The organism is Chryseobacterium sp. KLBC 52 (genome assembly GCF_003347605.1).
Taxonomy (GTDB): domain Bacteria; phylum Bacteroidota; class Bacteroidia; order Flavobacteriales; family Weeksellaceae; genus Chryseobacterium.
In genome coordinates, this window is the sequence record NZ_QDFZ01000007.1 from 117,675 (window position 1) to 133,191 (window position 15,517).

The following is a 15,517-nucleotide window of genomic DNA, read 5'->3' on the forward strand; positions in this document are numbered from 1 at the left end:
TTGATAAAAATAAAAAACCTTTCAATTTCTTGAAAGGTTTTTATTAAATATCTTTTTCTGATCATTATCTGGCAATATTCACAGCTCTTGTTTCTCTGATTACTGTTACTTTTACTTGTCCCGGATAAGTCAGTTCATTCTGGATTTTCTCAGAGATGTCGTAAGAAAGCTGAGACGCTACTTCGTCATTTACTTTTCCACTCTCTACCATTACTCTCAGTTCTCTACCTGCCTGGATTGCGTAAGCACTGGATACTCCATCGAAGCTTAATGCTGCAGATTCAAGGTCTTTTAATCTCTGAATATAAGATTCCAATACCTGTCTTCTTGCTCCCGGTCTAGCTCCAGAGATCGCATCGGCAACCTGAATGATCGGAGATAATAATGACTTCATTTCAATTTCGTCGTGGTGAGCTCCGATAGCATTTACTACTTCAGGGTTTTCACCGTATTTCTCAGCCCACTGCATTCCTAAAAGGGCGTGTGGTAATTCTGATTCCTGCTCAGGAACTTTACCAATATCGTGTAAAAGTCCTGCTCTTTTCGCTAATTTTACGTTTAATCCTAATTCAGCAGCCATCGTTGCAGCAATGTTGGCTACTTCTCTTGAGTGCTGTAGTAAGTTTTGTCCGTAAGAAGAACGGTACTTCATTCTACCTACGATTTTGATCAATTCCGGATGTAATCCATGGATTCCTAAATCAATGATGGTTCTTTTACCCACTTCGATGATTTCCTCCTCGATCTGTTTTCTTGTTTTTTCTACAACTTCCTCGATTCTTGCCGGGTGAATTCTACCATCAGTTACCAATCTGTGAAGGGATAATCTTGCAATCTCTCTTCTTACAGGGTCAAAACATGAAAGAAGAATAGCTTCCGGAGTATCATCCACGATGATTTCCACTCCAGTTACCGCTTCTAAAGCACGGATATTTCTACCTTCTCTACCGATAATTCTACCTTTTACTTCATCAGACTCGATGTTGAAAACTGATACTGAATTTTCAATAGCCTGCTCCGTTCCAATTCTCTGGATCGTTTGGATAACAATTTTTCTCGCTTCATTTTTAGCATTCATCTGAGCTTCTTCCATGATGCTCTGAACATGTGCCTGTGCTCTTGTTTTAGCTTCAGCTCTCATGGTTTCTACCAATTCTGCTTTAGCTTCCTCCGCTGTATAATTAGAGATTTTCTCAAGTATTTCTACTTTCTTGGCAGTAGCTGTATCTAATTCCTGTTGCTTTCTTTCAAGAATTTCATTTTTCTTAGCATAATCTGCAATCTGCTTGTCTAAATCTTTTTCAAGCTTTCCAGTCTTGCTAAGCTCGTCATTCAGCTTGTGCTCCTTGTCTTTCGTTCTCTTTTCAACTTCCTGCATTTTCTTTTCGCGGGACTGAATGTCTGCATCATGCTGTGATTTCAGTTCCAGGAATTTTTCTTTAGCCTGAAGGTTCTTTTCTTTCTTTATGGATTCAGCCTGAACGTTAGCTTTTTCTATAAGGTTTTCGGCATTTTTCTTTGCATCATCTATGATGAATTTTGCTTTAGTATTCAGAGAACTTCTGGAAAAAAACATTCCCACGACAGCTCCGATTACTAAACAAACAACACCGACTATAACTTCTATCATAATTTATATTGAGTTTTAATTGTATTCATATCCTTGTTCAATAAAAAAAGCCCACAATAATCCAGAGATTGAGAGTAAACTCCTAATCAACACGATTTGAACTGATTTCCACTGTCTGTAATCCGGAAGCCCGGCACGCCATTCAATGGACATTTGTTCGGTAATTGTTTAGCGTTGAGTTTACCTTTAATGTGTTAGAATTATTGTAGGCAGTACTTTTCAGGAAAAAAAATCTATTTCCCGATTTCATTCAACGACTGATTAATCTGCGTTAATCTTTCGTTGGTAGAATTAATATTTTTCTCGTAGTTCAGAGAAACTACTTCTGCATTGGTTCCCAGTTTAAGGGCACACATTGCCAAAGCATCCTGTTTATCTCTTACATCGAAATTCTGTTCAAAATCTTTAATCATATTCTCGATCTGCTTCCCTACTTTACGCAAAGTTTCTTCCTCTGCTGCCGGTACGTTCAGCGGATACACTCTTCCTGCAATGTTGACGGTTATTCTCCTTACCTCCATTATAATCCACTGTTTTGAAGCTGAGCAATACAGAAATCAATTTCTTTTACCAATCTGTTGATATGGTTTTTCATTAACCTATTGTGTTCAGGATTTCCTGATATTGCTGAATAAAGTTTTATATTTTTTTGTTCTTCTGCTAATACCTGATTCTTTCTTCTCTCCTCATCATATTTCTTCTTCAACTCTTCATGCTCAAAATTTAATTCTTTTAAATTTTCCGTAAGATTTTTATAGTTCTTTTGCAGAGTCGAAATCTTTCTCTCTAATTCTGAAAAATTGTTTTCTAAATCTTGAAGCATTTCAGGTTTGTATATTCTAACTAAAAGCAAAAATAAAAAAATAATAACACTAACAAAAATAAAACACTCTATATTTTGATATAACAATAAAAAAGGAGGTGCCAGTGCACCTCCCGCGTATTTTTCAATACAATATTTTTTATTCAAATTTCAAAACGAACATTACCGCTCTTGTCTGCAATGTAGAGATTGCAGATGACCAGTAAGGAGGTGTAGTAGCGTTATCCGCCACTTTTTCGTTGTTCATGAAGAATGTTCCTCTTACAGCAGGAGTCAGTTTAAACTTGTTGAAATAAAACTGAATTCCCATTTCTGCAGACCATGCAAAGTTGTGCGTTGTAGATCTGTAGATTCCCTGCATGTTGTCATCTGTTGAACTTGAGTTAGACTGAAGGTTTACCACATAGTTTACCCCTGCAGCAACGTAAGGTCTTGAATTGTACCATCTTTGACCATGAAGTTCCAGTAATACCGGAATATCAATCAAAGTAGATTTAATTTCTCTTACTTTATCCTTTTCCTGTAAAGGGAATGGCATAAAAGGAGGATTGGTTAAAGATCCACCCGCATAAATGTCATTGGATTGAGTATTAAAAGTCAACTGTCTTTGTGCAAACTGTAACCCTGGTTCTACTCTTACATCAAGATAGTCATTCAGTCTCCATTTTGCAATAAGCCCGGCACCGAAACTATAGCTTTCCTTAGAGGTAACAAGGTTTTCATTATCATTCATCCCATATTTCGGATGCAAAACAATGCGGTAATCCAGTCTGTTCCCGTTCAAATAAAACCCCCAACTGAATTTCTGTTCGTCGAAATCTTCCAACTTGTCCATTCTGTTTCGGGTTCTGAATTGCGCGTTTGCAAAAACGGCAACATTTACTGAGGTTAAAACCAGTGCTTTTAATAGAAATTTATTCATAGGTTACTTTGTTGCTTTATAAATTGTGGCTATACCTAAACTTAATTTTTTATATTCAACTTTCTTAAATCCCGTATCTAAAAGAATTTGCTTCATCTTCTCCCCGAAAGGAAAAGCATTTACAGAATCCGGAAGGTATGTATACGCCCTATTATCCTTAGAAACCAATCTGCCGATGGCAGGTAATATATTTTTGAAATAAAACATATAAAATGGTCCCATGAAACCCTCAACCTTTGAAAACTCCAGTATATAAACACTTTTGTTATCTTTAACTACTCTTCTTAACTCTGCCAAACCTTTGGTAAGGTTTTCAAAATTCCTTACTCCAAATGCAACGGAAACAGCATCAAATCTATTGTCCTCGAAAGGTAAATTTTCTGCATCTCCTTTTTGCATGGAAATTTTGCCGTCTAATTTAAGTTTTTTTATTTTAATAACGCCAACATTCAGCATTTGTTGTGATAAATCTAATCCAACCACTTTAGAACCGGTCCCTTTTTCAATGGTAATTGCCAGATCCCCCGTTCCTGTAGCCACATCCAGCACTTCCTGCGGATTATCATTTTTCATCCATCTTACCAGTTTATTTCTCCATAAAACATCAATTTTCATGGATAAAACATGGTTCAGAAGGTCATACTTCGGTGCAATGTTGTCGAACATATCCTCTACCTGGCTTTTTTTTGTAGCCTCTGAATTGTAGGGAGTAACTTTGGTGATATCTTTTGTCAAAACTTAAAACTTGTAATATTCTTTGTAATAATTTAGGTAATCCTGCTTTCTGAAGATTTTGGATCTTGATTCCACTTTCTGGATATTTTTGATCACTTTGTCGTAGTCTTCATCTACATTGTAATAAAAATCTTCTGTGTAAAGCTTATTGAAGCGTCTTGCTCCTCCGTAATAATCCTTTCCGTCAATAACAGTTTTATCAAGGTGGGCCAGTAACGAATCTTTTTTAAGATTGTATCCGTAATACTGATCGTTTACATAGTAATCCTGGTGGGTAATATTAATCAGACCACGAAGTTTATTCACTTCAAATGCAGAATCATAAAGCATTTTTTTGTTCTGATCAAAAACCTGAATAGAGTTTTTCCCTTTATTCAAATCCACATGCACATACTGCCCCGCTGAAATAATTCCTTCAGATCCGTTATTGATCTTAAAGTAATACGTATTCGGGGTAGGATTATCTACCACATAATAATTCTTCTTGGCTAAAAAAAGGAAGTAGATCCCAAAGGCAACGATAAACGCCACAGCTGCAATAAGTAAGCCTTTTAAGGACGAGTTGTTTTTCATAGATTGTAAAGTACAATTTTTGCAAATTTAATAATATTTTTAATTCTCCGTTATTAATATTAATTATTAACTTTGCATCTTTAAAAAAATCATATAAACGAATGCCGAATACGATCATTATTGGCTCTGGCTCTTATATTCCGAACAGAGTTATTGGTAGAGATTACTTCATGAATTCCGAGTTCTACACTGAAGACGGAGTAAAGATTGAAAAGCCTGTGGAAGAGACCATTGCGAAATTTGTAGAGATTACAGAAATCGAAAACAGGAGATTCATTGAGGATGATCTTTCCAACTCTCAAATCGGTTATGAAGCTGCAAAAATTGCCCTTGAAGATGCAAAAGTAGACGGCGAAGAATTGGATTATATCATCTACGCAAGCAATTTCGGGGAAGTTACTGAAAACGGATACGCTGATTTTATGCCGACCATGGCAGCGAGAGTAAAAAATAAACTGGGAATCAAAAACAGAAAATGCGTAACGTATGATATGGTTTTCGGATGCCCGGGATGGGTTGAAGCTATGATTTTGGCTGATAATCTTATCAAAGCTAAAGTAGCTAAAACAATTCTTGTTATCGGAGGAGAGACTTTAAGCAGAGTAACGGATCCATACGACAGAAACAGAATGATCTTTGCTGATGGTGCCGGAGCGGTAGTAGTAAAAGCAACTGACGAAGAAAATGTAGGGATTATTGCTCATAACACTATTTGTGACAACGGGCCGGAATTAAATTATCTTGAAAACCAACCCTCTATCAATAAAGAAGCAGATCAAAAACGTCTTTATGTAAGAATGTTAGGACGAAAAATCTACGAATACGCTCTTAAAAACGTACCGGTTGCCATTAAAGATACGATTACGGATGCAAATCTTTCTATTGAAGATATAGATAAAATCTTAATTCACCAGGCAAACGCTAAAATGGATTATGCTATGATTGAGAGACTTCACAGGCTTTATGACGTGAAAGAGTATGATCACGCGATTTCTCCTATGACAATCCAGGATCTGGGAAATACTTCTGTAGCCACAATTCCTACCATGTATGATTTAATAATTAAAGGAAAAATGGAGGGTCAATCGTTTAAAGATAATGGTAACATTGTAATGACTTCGGTAGGTGCCGGAATGAACATCAATGCTATCGTTTATAGATTTCCTAAAAAGTAATATTTAAACATTAAAAATATAAAAGCACAGGGAAGTTTATTCTTTGTGCTTTTTTTTGATCAGAACATGCAAAAGAATTTTTTAATTATCGCCGGAATCTTCCTGTTTTTGGAAGTATACATTTATCAGGCTATCAGAACACTTACCGATAATTTTTGGATCAGAATCGGATATTGGGTAATTTCTTTGGTTGTATACGGGATTTTCGCTTACGAAGTCACTCATTACCAGAGATCAGACAAAAGTATGGTAAGAGCTCAAATCATGATTTCATTATTTTTGATCTTCATTCTTCCTAAGATTTTCGTGGTTCTGTTTTTATTAATTGATGATATTATCAGAACCGGAGGTTATCTGATAGGCTTCGCCAAACCTTCGGAAAATTTCTTCCCGGAGAGAAGGAAATTTCTGAGCCTGATAGGATTGGGAATGAGTGGTGTTCTTTCCGCTCTTTTTATTGACGGAATTACGTTTGGAAAGTACAGACATAAAGTGAGAAGAGTAAGGGTAAATTTTGCTAATCTTCCGAAAAGCTTTAAAGGCTATAAAATCATCCAGATTTCAGATGTTCACAGTGGAAGTTTCTCAGATCCCAGCAAATTGCAGCATGCAATCGACCTGATCAACGAGCAGAAACCTGACCTGGTATTGTTTACCGGAGACATGGTGAACAACGTAGCAGATGAGTTCAAACCTTTCATCCCTCTGTTTTCAAAAATTAAGGCTAAAGACGGAAAATTAGCTGTGCTAGGAAACCATGATTACGGAGATTACGTAACCTGGGAATCACCTGCAGCCAAAAAACAAAACCTTGACAACTTAATTCAGTATGAAAAACAGGCGGGATTTGACATGCTGAGAAACGAGCACAGGGTGATCGAAAGAAACGGCGAAAAACTATATATTCTTGGAGTCGAAAACTGGGGACTGAAACCATTCCCTCAATTCGGAAGAATAGATGACGCTTTAAAAGATGTGCCTGAATCCGCTACAAAGATTCTGATGAGCCATGATCCAACTCACTTTGACTACGTGGTAAAAAAACATCCTGCAAACATCCATCTGACCCTTTCAGGACATACTCACGGAATGCAGTTTGGTTTAGATCTTAAAAATGTAAAATGGTCACCCGTACAGTATAAGTATCCAAAATGGGCTGACTTGTATGAAAGTGAGGGGAAACTGCTGTATGTAAACAGAGGATTTGGTGTATTGGGATATCCAGGAAGAGTGGGTGTACTGCCGGAGATTACGCTTTTTGAGCTAAGCTAGAGGTTCGGACTTCGGGATGCGAGATTCGGGGTACGAGTTATTATTTACAAATGGTGGGTTGTTTTTGTTCCTGGTTACCTACCGCGTTAAACACTTACACTCTCAAACTCAAAAACCCTGCTACCTAATATCTGCAACCTATTACCTAAAAAATATAATCTTTCATGCGGGAAGTAGCCATTTCCCTGTCATTGAGAAAAGTAAGGAGGGCATCTAATTTGTCCTCCATTTTTTTGCCCGAAAATAAGCTTCGGTAAAAAGGAATATCAAAACGATATTTCTTGAAATCTGTAAACTGCCATGTGTTGAGATAGATCAGCACAAATTCTTCATTCTGCAAAGTTTCGAGAACCATATTCTGATAATACTTCATCGGCAGGATCTGGAATACAAAATCATTATAAGGCAGCTGACTGTATGGAGAGATACTTTCCGGAACAATACTCAGTCCGTCTTCTTCTGTGATGACGGTATCTCTTTTAAGTCTTTTGAAAGGAAAAAGAATATTGGCATTATCAATATTAGAGACATAATTAAATTCCATCATCTTCAAAGTTTCCTGAGAAACTTTTACATCTTTCTGACGGATTCCTCTGATCTGTTTTTCCAGAAGATCCTGAATATTCTTCTTGGCATTTTCAATTTCTTCAGGATTTGAACCTTTGTTATAAAAAGCAATTTCATGCCCTTTGGATGAAATTGCTTTTATTAAATGATGAAGTTTTTCGGTAAGAGAAACCTCTACAAAAAAACTTGATTTGACATCATGAATATCTAAAATTCTAAGAATAGCTTTGGTATTATCTTCTGTAATTTTCAATCGCTCATCAGCAGTAATTGAAGAGCCGTTTTTTACTTCAGCCTCAATACAGGTGATGTTAAAAGTCAATAATACCATTTAAATCAAAGTTTATATAAATTCTATAAAATATTAAAAATCAGATGTTAAAAACAAAAGTAATTAAAGCATTACTTTACATTATTAATCCTTTCCTAATTTTACTTTCAGATTCTTGATCATATCTTTTGTCATTTCAGAAATTCCGAAATCATACGTCAGACCCCAGTCTTTTTTCGCTACTGAATCATCAATAGAAGCCGGCCATGAATCTGCAATTGCCTGTCTGAAATCCGGGTTATAATCGATCGTAAAATCCGGAATTTCTTTCTTGATTTCGTCTGATAATTCTTTTGGAGTAAATGACATTCCGCCCAAATTATAAGAAGAACGAACCGTCAAACTTTCTTTAGGAGCGTCCATTAATTTCAAGGTTGCATTGATGGCATCATCCATATACAACATCGGCATTCCTGTATTTTCGGAAATGAAACTTGTATACTTTCCGTCTTCAATTGCTTTGTAGAAAATCTCAACGGCATAGTCGGTAGTTCCACCTCCTGCCGGAGTCTTCCATGAGATCAATCCGGGATATCTGATACTTCTTACATCCACCCCATATTTATCGAAATAGTACTCACACCACTTCTCCCCTGCCATTTTAGAGATTCCGTAAACAGTTGTTGGATTCAACACTACATCCTGTCCTACGTCATGCTTTGGAATTCCTTTTCCAAATACTGCGATAGAACTTGGCCAGAAGATCTTTTTAAGAAGCCCTTCTTTCGCCATTTCACAAAAATGAAGCAGTGGCTCAAGATTCAGTTTCCACGCAAAAACAGGCTGCTTTTCAGAAGTTCCGGATAAAAGGGAAGCGAGGTGATACACTGTCGTGATCTCATAATCATGAATCACCTGTCTTACCAATTGGGTATTGGTAACATCCATTCTTTCGTAGTGTCCGGCAGAAGTAATTCCTTCCTGCCATCTGTCCAATCCTGAAGCAACAACGTTTTCCGCTCCATGAATTTCAACAAGTCTGTTTGTCAGTTCGGTACCAATTTGTCCCAAGGCACCTGTAATCAATATTCTTTCCGTATAGGATTCCATTTTTCAGATTTTTTTTAGAATTGTACAAAAGTAAAAAAAACATGCCAACCATAATAAAAAAGGTATACTTTCGTACACCTTTTTATATTCCTGAAATCTTTAACTAAAAAGTAAGATTTACCCTGGCAAAAAGAAATCTTCCGTTCATTCCGAACTGAGAAACATTTCTTGAGTACACAAACTGGTTTTGATTAGTAAGATCAATGGTGGAAGTATTAACATATACGAGGTTACCGGAAGCATCCAGAGAAGGAGTTTTTACCGTTGCCGGACCGTAGTTTTTATCAGGATAAATATCAAACAAATTATTCGCCCCGACTGTCAGTTTAAAGTTTTTAGTAAAATTATATCCAAGAGAGAGGTCGGTAATTATTTTTCCTCCCCAAACGGGATGTTCAGTAGCAACAGCCTGTCCGTTAATGATTTCCCCACTTACGATTCCGTCCCCGTTAGCATCCATTGCATTAGGATCCGTAACTTTCCCGAAATAAACATTTCTTAGCAGCACACTGAATTTATTAATCTCCAGGGCATTGTTCAAGGAAGCTTTGAATCTTGGGATAGCTTCTTCAAGGTAAACACGGCTGGATTCCGAATAATACCTGTTGATCTGCCCGGCATTGATTAGAACATCAGAACCATGTATATCGCCTATCCTGTTTGTCTTTGACACTGTAACAGCAAAATCAGAATTCAAAGCTACTGCCTGAGAAAATTTTGCTTTATGTGAAATCACCCCTTCAATACCTTTCGTCTGTGTATCAATCGCATTTGCAAAAAAAGTGGCAGCATTTGCATTGGCTTTATCAAAGGCAGTCTGCAATTTACCTAGGTCACTTTCCGCCGGATAAGTTCCTGAAGGCCTTGAAAACTGATCAGTTAATACAACTCTGTTTTTAATTTTAATATAATAACCATCCATTGTAAACGTTAAATTCATCTGAGGGATCTTAGCCGTAAAACCAGCAGAATAACTCACCGACTCTTCCTGTTTCAATTGTGGAATTCCAAGAATACCCGCTACATCGGAATCATTAGAAAAAGTACCTACTTCATATGCCGTTCCGCCCACAAATTGTGTCGCTGTGGCATTAAAATAGATCTGCTGCAAAGAAGGAGCCCTGAATCCTGTGGAATGTGCCGCCCGGAGATTGATATGGTCAGTTAATTTATATCTTGTAGCTACCTTATAGTTGAATGTTGAACCAAAGTCTGAATAGTTTTCATATCTCAAAGCGGCACTCACCAACCATTTATCTGTAACATCCAGTTCCGTATCCACATAAGCAGCTATAGAATGTCTTCCTTTATTTAAAGCATTTTCAGGCCGGAAACCAGGAAACACCTGAGCTCCTCCGGGTCTGGTACTTCCAAAGAAATCGGTAGGCTTTAGTGCGCTACTTGTTACAGGGTTTTGAATACTCCCATTAATATCATACAGAGCCCATGAAGCTTCCTCACCGTTTTCTATCTTATATTTTTCAAACCTCATTTCTCCTCCAAAGGCAATATTAAACCCTTTTAACCAGTCTAACTTGGTATCGAAGTCTGCATTGATGGTATTTTGAGAGAATCCCAAACCTCCTGCATTAAACTCTCTTTTACCAGGATACAGCATGGATGCATTGGCGGTATTTTTTATTGTATAATCAAAAGTATTTCTTCCGAACGTATTACTGATATCATAATTAATATTACCTAGTTTTCCTTTAAACCCTGCTGCAAAAGAGAGATCTATAACATCAGAAGTAATTTCCGGTAAAAAACCATTAGGATATATTGACGTTGAGGTTCTGTTTTGATTAGGTCTTCTGTAAAATCCTGCTGCATTTCCTGCTCTATAGGAAATTCCCCCAAAAGCATATCCCCGGATTGTTGTAGACAGGTCAAATTCAGAGTTCATAAAAAACTGACCGGACCCTAACCTGGATTGTCCCACCCTCATATTAAAGTCGTCTCTTGTTAATCCTCTGTAAGCAAGTTCATTTTCAGTAACATCACCCTTAAGCAGATCCTGCAGGGCAGCAATTGTATTTGCCGACTGAATACTAGCCTGCTGTGCAGCAGTAAAATAGTTTACATTTGGAGCATATTGATGTATATAATCTATGATTTGTTGTGTATTGGAAGTATTATTGATATTCCCAAAAAGAGCAGAAATATTAACTCCTTTTTCTAACGCTCTCTGCTCAACTGCATTATAACCATTAAAGATATCCCCTGTTGCTGACTTTGCTCTTCTGGTATCATTCCTGTTCAGCAAGCTTGCTGTAAAATTAATGAATCCGTTATTGCCAATTTTAGTTCCGTAATTAAGATCAAGCTGATACTTCTCTCCGTCCCATCCTCCGGTATGATCATTAGCTCCTTTCGAATTAAATCCACCTCCTGTAATTGCAGCGGTAAATGCATTCGTATTTTTTTTCATGATCACATTAATTACTCCGGCAATCGCATCAGAACCATATTGCGCTGATGCACCGTCCCGCAGTACTTCCAGCCTTTCAATCGCAAAAGCCGGAATAGCATTCAGATCTGTACCTACTGATCCCCTGCCTGGAGAACCGTTAATATTTACAAGTGATGAAGTATGCCTTCTCTTTCCATTAAGTAAAACAAGTACCTGATCCGGTCCCAGCCCTCTCAGCTGAGCAGGATCAACATGATCTGTACCATCTGCTACAGTGGTTGAATTGGAAGTAAAAGAGGGCGCAGCATAGTTTAAGATCTGATTCAGATCGGTTTGCGGGCTTAGCACAGATTGTGATCCAATATTAATAACATCTACAGGAACAGGTGTATCAGTTGCAACACGGTTTTTATTTCTGGATCCTACGGTAATCTTAACTTCATCTACTGATTTTACTTGTACAGAATCTTTAGTTTGAGCATTTAGGTTAGCTGATAGAAAGAACAGGCCTCCCAAAAAGGCAATTTTCTGGTAATTTTTTTTCATGCATTTTTTTTTCAAATGTAGCAATTCAAATCATAAAAAATAAACTAAATTTCACTAAAACTCTAAATAATTTAAATATTATTCAATATTATTAATTAAATAAACAATTAATCACAAATTAATTTAAAACATAATAACAAGTACAAATAATAATGTATGATTTTCATCTACTTGATAAAAACAGCCATTTACACAAAAAATTCAATAATTTTGTTGTAAGAAAAAACAATCATATGAAGAAGATTTTAATTGCTTCGATGCTTTTGGCTGCTCAACTTAGCTGGGCTCAGTTCACAGATATCAATATTATCAAAGAAGTACAGGTAAAAAAGAAAGGTGTTGTGGTCTCCGCACATCCGTTAGCCAGTGAAGCGGGAGCCAAAATCTTAAAGATGGGCGGAAATGCCTATGATGCTGTTACGGCGACACAATATGCACTTGCTGTAGTATATCCGCAAGCCGGAAACATTGGTGGCGGAGGATTTTTGGTAGGCGTAAAAAATAATGGTGAAAAATTTACACTGGATTACAGGGAAACAGCTCCCAAAAAAGCTTCCCGAGATATGTATATTGATAAAAAAGGAAAAGCAGATACAGATCTTTCCCAGAACGGAAGACTGGCTGTAGGTATTCCCGGAAGTGTAGCAGGTTTCTTTGCAACGCTGAAGTACTGTAAACTGCCTATGGAAAAAATCATCCAGCCTGCTATTGATCTTGCTGAAAAAGGATTTGCCATCACAGACAAAGAGGCAGAAATGCTGAATAACCAAAGGGAAAAATTCCAGAAACATAATAAATCTTCCATCATTTTCGTGAAGGATACCCCATGGAAAGCCGGAGATCTATTGGTTCAAAAAGACTTAGCTGAAACTTTGAAACTGATTCAGAAACAAGGAGCAAAAGGTTTTTATGAAGGAAAAACAGCTGATCTTTTAGTTGCCGAAATGAAAAGAGGAAACGGAATCATCACTCTGGAAGATCTTAAAAATTATAAAGTTGCCGAAAGAAAAGCGCTTGAATTTGATTACAAAGGAAGCAATGTTGTTACGATGCCTTTACCATCAAGTGGTGGAGTTCTTCTTGCCCAGATGCTCAGAATGGCTAGTTTCGAAAACCTTGAAAAGTATCAGCAAAACTCTGCAAAAGCGGTTCAGATTATGGCCGAAGCAGAAAGAAGAGCCTTTGCAGACAGAGCAGAATATATGGGGGATCCGGATTTTATTCAGGATAAAACCTCTTACCTGATCTCGGATGAATATCTGAAAGGAAGATGGAAAAGTTTCAGTTTTGACAAGGCTACTCCAAGTTCCGAAGTAGGTAAAATCATAGAACAGCCTAAAGAATCTATGCAGACCACCCATATTTCCGTATTGGATAAGGACGGAAATGCAGCTTCGGTAACGACAACTCTTAACGGGTATTACGGAAGCAAAGTGCTTGTTTCAGGTGCAGGATTCTTTTTAAATAATGAAATGGATGATTTCTCTATCAAACCAGGTGTACCGAATATGTTTGGAGCTGTGGGTGGAGAGGCCAATTCAATACAGCCTAACAAGAGAATGCTCTCTTCTATGACCCCAACCATTATTCTTAAAAACGGAAAGCCTTATATGGTTGTGGGAACACCTGGAGGAACTACAATTCCAACTTCAGTATACCAATCCATTGTGAATGTGGTTGATTTTAAACTCAATGCGAACATGTCAGTCAATGCACCAAAGTTCCACCACCAGTGGCTTCCGGAAACCATTACTGTTGAAAATAATTTTCCGGAAAGTACTATTTCTGAACTGAAAAGTAAGAATTACGTCATTGAAAAGACAAAATATATTGGGAAAACAGAAATGATTGTTCTTGATGAAAACGGAAATATTCACGCAGTAGCAGATGGCCGTGGAGATGATTCTGTAGCAGTGGAATAATCCTTATATAATACAGCAATAATACAGCTTGGGCTTCATTCGGAGAATGAAGCCCAAGCTTTTTTAAGCATTTTAGAAAACCAATCCTGTAGATTCTTTTAATGACTTTTGTCATGTTTTCAGATAAATTTTCTTAATTTTCGGCCTTAAAAAAACAAAACGACTGTTCTTTGAAAGCAAAAAAAATATACAATCAGCTTTATTTCCAAGTGATTATCGCCATCATTGCGGGTATTCTTCTGGGAAAATTTTATCCTGAATTAGGTGAAAAGATGAAACCTTTGGGAGACGGATTCATCAAACTGGTAAAAATGATTATCGCTCCGGTAATTTTTATAACCCTTACTTTGGGGATCGCTCACATGACCGATTTGAAAAAAGTAGGAAGAATTGCAATTAAAGCAATGATCTATTTTTTTACCTTTTCAACTCTGGCTCTTATTATCGGATTAGTGGTAGGAAATATTCTGCAGCCGGGACATGGTTTGAACATTGATCCTGCTACCCTTTCGGGCGATGTTTCACAATACCAGGCAAAAGCTCATGAATCTACACTTACCGGTTTTATTATGAATATTATTCCCGAGACATTATTCAGTCCATTGGTGGGTGATAATATCCTTCAGGTTCTTCTGGTCGCTATTTTAATGGGAGTTGCTTTGGTTTTAACAAAAGAAAAGAGCCAGAAAGTAACCGATTTCCTACATGATTTATCCACTCCGGTATTTAAAATCGTCCATATGCTCATGAAACTTGCCCCGATAGGTGCTTTCGGAGCCATGGCTTTTACGATTGGTAAATACGGACTTCATTCTGTTCTGAATCTTATATTCCTTGTAGGTACATTTTATATTACGTCAATCCTGTTTGTCGTTCTGGTATTGGGAGCGGTAGCATGGTATAACGGATTTAATATTTTGAAACTTCTTTTTTACCTTAAAGAAGAACTTCTTCTCGTTCTGGGCACAAGCTCGTCAGAATCTGCCCTTCCCGGAATTATGGAAAAACTTGAAAAAGCGGGCTGTTCACGCGCCATTGTAGGCCTTGTGGTTCCCACCGGATATTCTTTCAATCTTGACGGAACGAATATTTATATGACCCTGGCCTCTCTCTTTATTGCTCAGGCCTTAAATATTCATCTTCCTATTGAAAAGCAGCTGATGCTTCTTTTAGTGGCTATGTTAAGTTCAAAAGGTGCAGCTGGCGTTACAGGTGCCGGATTTGTTACCCTTGCAGCAACACTGGCCGTAGTTCCTGAAATTCCGATTGCAGGAATGACTTTGATTCTTGGAATTGATAAGTTCATGAGTGAATGCCGTGCATTAACGAATGTTATTGGAAATTCCGTAGCAACAGTTGTTGTAGCGAATTGGGAAAAACAGCTTGATAAAAAACAGCTTCACTACTGCCTGGACCATCCGGCTGAGGTAGAAAAGAAACTGGAAGTGTAAATAGGTGGCAGATGGTAGTTTTTAGGTTGCAGGGATTCGGGAGAGAATCAAGGTTTAAGGTTCAAGATTCAAGGTTCAAGATTCAAGATTCAAGGTTTAAGGTTTAAGGT

13 protein-coding genes are annotated in these 15,517 nt (G+C 37.4%); 4 read left to right on the forward strand and 9 right to left on the reverse strand.

The window, feature by feature from the left end; genetic code table 11:
* Positions 1 to 64: 64 nt before the first annotated feature.
* From rny to DDF69_RS09430, 6 genes are all read right to left on the reverse strand, one after another.
* On the reverse strand, positions 65 to 1,630 hold the full coding sequence (gene rny, locus DDF69_RS09405) for a ribonuclease Y (RefSeq protein ID WP_185144333.1): 1,566 nt from the start codon (positions 1,628 to 1,630) through the stop codon (positions 65 to 67).
* A gap of 233 nt (positions 1,631 to 1,863) precedes the next feature.
* Complete coding sequence (locus DDF69_RS09410; protein WP_034695967.1) at positions 1,864 to 2,151, reverse strand: cell division protein ZapA; 288 nt, start codon at positions 2,149 to 2,151, stop codon at positions 1,864 to 1,866.
* The gene (locus tag DDF69_RS09415) at positions 2,151 to 2,600 is read right to left on the reverse strand and encodes a hypothetical protein (RefSeq protein ID WP_228411955.1); all 450 of its coding nucleotides are present in this window, start codon (positions 2,598 to 2,600) and stop codon (positions 2,151 to 2,153) included. The genes DDF69_RS09410 and DDF69_RS09415 overlap by 1 nt, the downstream gene beginning before the upstream one ends.
* Positions 2,593 to 3,375, reverse strand: a complete 783-nt coding sequence (locus DDF69_RS09420) for a porin family protein (protein ID WP_034695972.1) — start codon at positions 3,373 to 3,375, stop codon at positions 2,593 to 2,595. Before DDF69_RS09420 ends, DDF69_RS09415 begins: the two co-directional genes overlap by 8 nt.
* A gap of 3 nt (positions 3,376 to 3,378) precedes the next feature.
* Entirely contained in the window at positions 3,379 to 4,110 is a 732-nt protein-coding gene (ubiE, locus tag DDF69_RS09425) for a bifunctional demethylmenaquinone methyltransferase/2-methoxy-6-polyprenyl-1,4-benzoquinol methylase UbiE (RefSeq protein WP_047096897.1), read from the reverse strand.
* 3 nt (positions 4,111 to 4,113) lie between these two features.
* Positions 4,114 to 4,683, reverse strand: coding sequence for a hypothetical protein (locus DDF69_RS09430; RefSeq protein WP_114820567.1), 570 nt, complete (start codon positions 4,681 to 4,683; stop codon positions 4,114 to 4,116).
* A 101-nt stretch (positions 4,684 to 4,784) separates the two neighbouring features.
* Between DDF69_RS09430 and DDF69_RS09435 the strand changes: the two genes are divergently transcribed.
* Both DDF69_RS09435 and DDF69_RS09440 read left to right on the forward strand, forming a co-directional pair.
* Positions 4,785 to 5,858 (forward strand): 3-oxoacyl-ACP synthase III family protein, encoded by a 1,074-nt coding sequence (locus DDF69_RS09435; protein ID WP_114820568.1) that lies wholly within the window; start codon positions 4,785 to 4,787, stop codon positions 5,856 to 5,858.
* 66 nt (positions 5,859 to 5,924) lie between these two features.
* Positions 5,925 to 7,130 (forward strand): metallophosphoesterase, encoded by a 1,206-nt coding sequence (locus tag DDF69_RS09440; protein WP_114820569.1) that lies wholly within the window; start codon positions 5,925 to 5,927, stop codon positions 7,128 to 7,130.
* A gap of 145 nt (positions 7,131 to 7,275) precedes the next feature.
* Here the strand turns inward: DDF69_RS09440 and DDF69_RS09445 are convergent, their stop codons facing one another.
* The 3 genes from DDF69_RS09445 to DDF69_RS09455 all read right to left on the reverse strand — a co-directional run bounded on the left by DDF69_RS09445 (position 7,276) and on the right by DDF69_RS09455 (position 12,034).
* On the reverse strand, positions 7,276 to 8,028 hold the full coding sequence (locus DDF69_RS09445; protein WP_114820570.1) for a polysaccharide deacetylase family protein: 753 nt from the start codon (positions 8,026 to 8,028) through the stop codon (positions 7,276 to 7,278).
* Between the two features lie 84 nt (positions 8,029 to 8,112).
* Positions 8,113 to 9,078: an NAD-dependent epimerase/dehydratase family protein gene (locus DDF69_RS09450; RefSeq protein ID WP_114820571.1), complete on the reverse strand. Its 966-nt coding sequence runs from the start codon at positions 9,076 to 9,078 to the stop codon at positions 8,113 to 8,115.
* Positions 9,079 to 9,181: 103 nt separating this feature from the next.
* Complete coding sequence (locus DDF69_RS09455) at positions 9,182 to 12,034, reverse strand: TonB-dependent receptor plug domain-containing protein (protein ID WP_114820572.1); 2,853 nt, start codon at positions 12,032 to 12,034, stop codon at positions 9,182 to 9,184.
* 233 nt (positions 12,035 to 12,267) lie between these two features.
* Here DDF69_RS09455 and ggt point away from each other — a divergent pair, with 233 nt between their 5' ends.
* Positions 12,268 to 13,956 carry a gamma-glutamyltransferase gene (gene ggt / locus DDF69_RS09460; protein WP_114820665.1) on the forward strand — a complete coding sequence of 563 codons (1,689 nt, stop codon included), beginning with the start codon at positions 12,268 to 12,270 and terminating at the stop codon, positions 13,954 to 13,956.
* 170 nt (positions 13,957 to 14,126) lie between these two features.
* A complete protein-coding gene (locus DDF69_RS09465) occupies positions 14,127 to 15,407 on the forward strand; it encodes a dicarboxylate/amino acid:cation symporter (protein WP_114820573.1) in 1,281 nt (426 codons plus the stop codon).
* Positions 15,408 to 15,517 lie beyond the last annotated feature (110 nt).

Excerpts from the sequence above, each read along its gene's own strand:
- DDF69_RS09455 (WP_114820572.1), bottom strand. The coding sequence starts at position 12,034 with ATGAAAAAAAATTACCAGAAAATTGCCTTTTTGGGAGGCCTGTTCTTT.
- DDF69_RS09440 (WP_114820569.1), top strand. The coding sequence starts at position 5,925 with ATGCAAAAGAATTTTTTAATTATCGCCGGAATCTTCCTGTTTTTGGAA.
- rny (WP_185144333.1), bottom strand. The coding sequence starts at position 1,630 with ATGATAGAAGTTATAGTCGGTGTTGTTTGTTTAGTAATCGGAGCTGTC.
- DDF69_RS09445 (WP_114820570.1), bottom strand. The coding sequence starts at position 8,028 with ATGGTATTATTGACTTTTAACATCACCTGTATTGAGGCTGAAGTAAAA.
- DDF69_RS09430 (WP_114820567.1), bottom strand. The coding sequence starts at position 4,683 with ATGAAAAACAACTCGTCCTTAAAAGGCTTACTTATTGCAGCTGTGGCG.
- ggt (WP_114820665.1), top strand. The coding sequence starts at position 12,268 with ATGAAGAAGATTTTAATTGCTTCGATGCTTTTGGCTGCTCAACTTAGC.
- DDF69_RS09435 (WP_114820568.1), top strand. The coding sequence starts at position 4,785 with ATGCCGAATACGATCATTATTGGCTCTGGCTCTTATATTCCGAACAGA.
- DDF69_RS09420 (WP_034695972.1), bottom strand. The coding sequence starts at position 3,375 with ATGAATAAATTTCTATTAAAAGCACTGGTTTTAACCTCAGTAAATGTT.
- DDF69_RS09410 (WP_034695967.1), bottom strand. The coding sequence starts at position 2,151 with ATGGAGGTAAGGAGAATAACCGTCAACATTGCAGGAAGAGTGTATCCG.
- DDF69_RS09450 (WP_114820571.1), bottom strand. The coding sequence starts at position 9,078 with ATGGAATCCTATACGGAAAGAATATTGATTACAGGTGCCTTGGGACAA.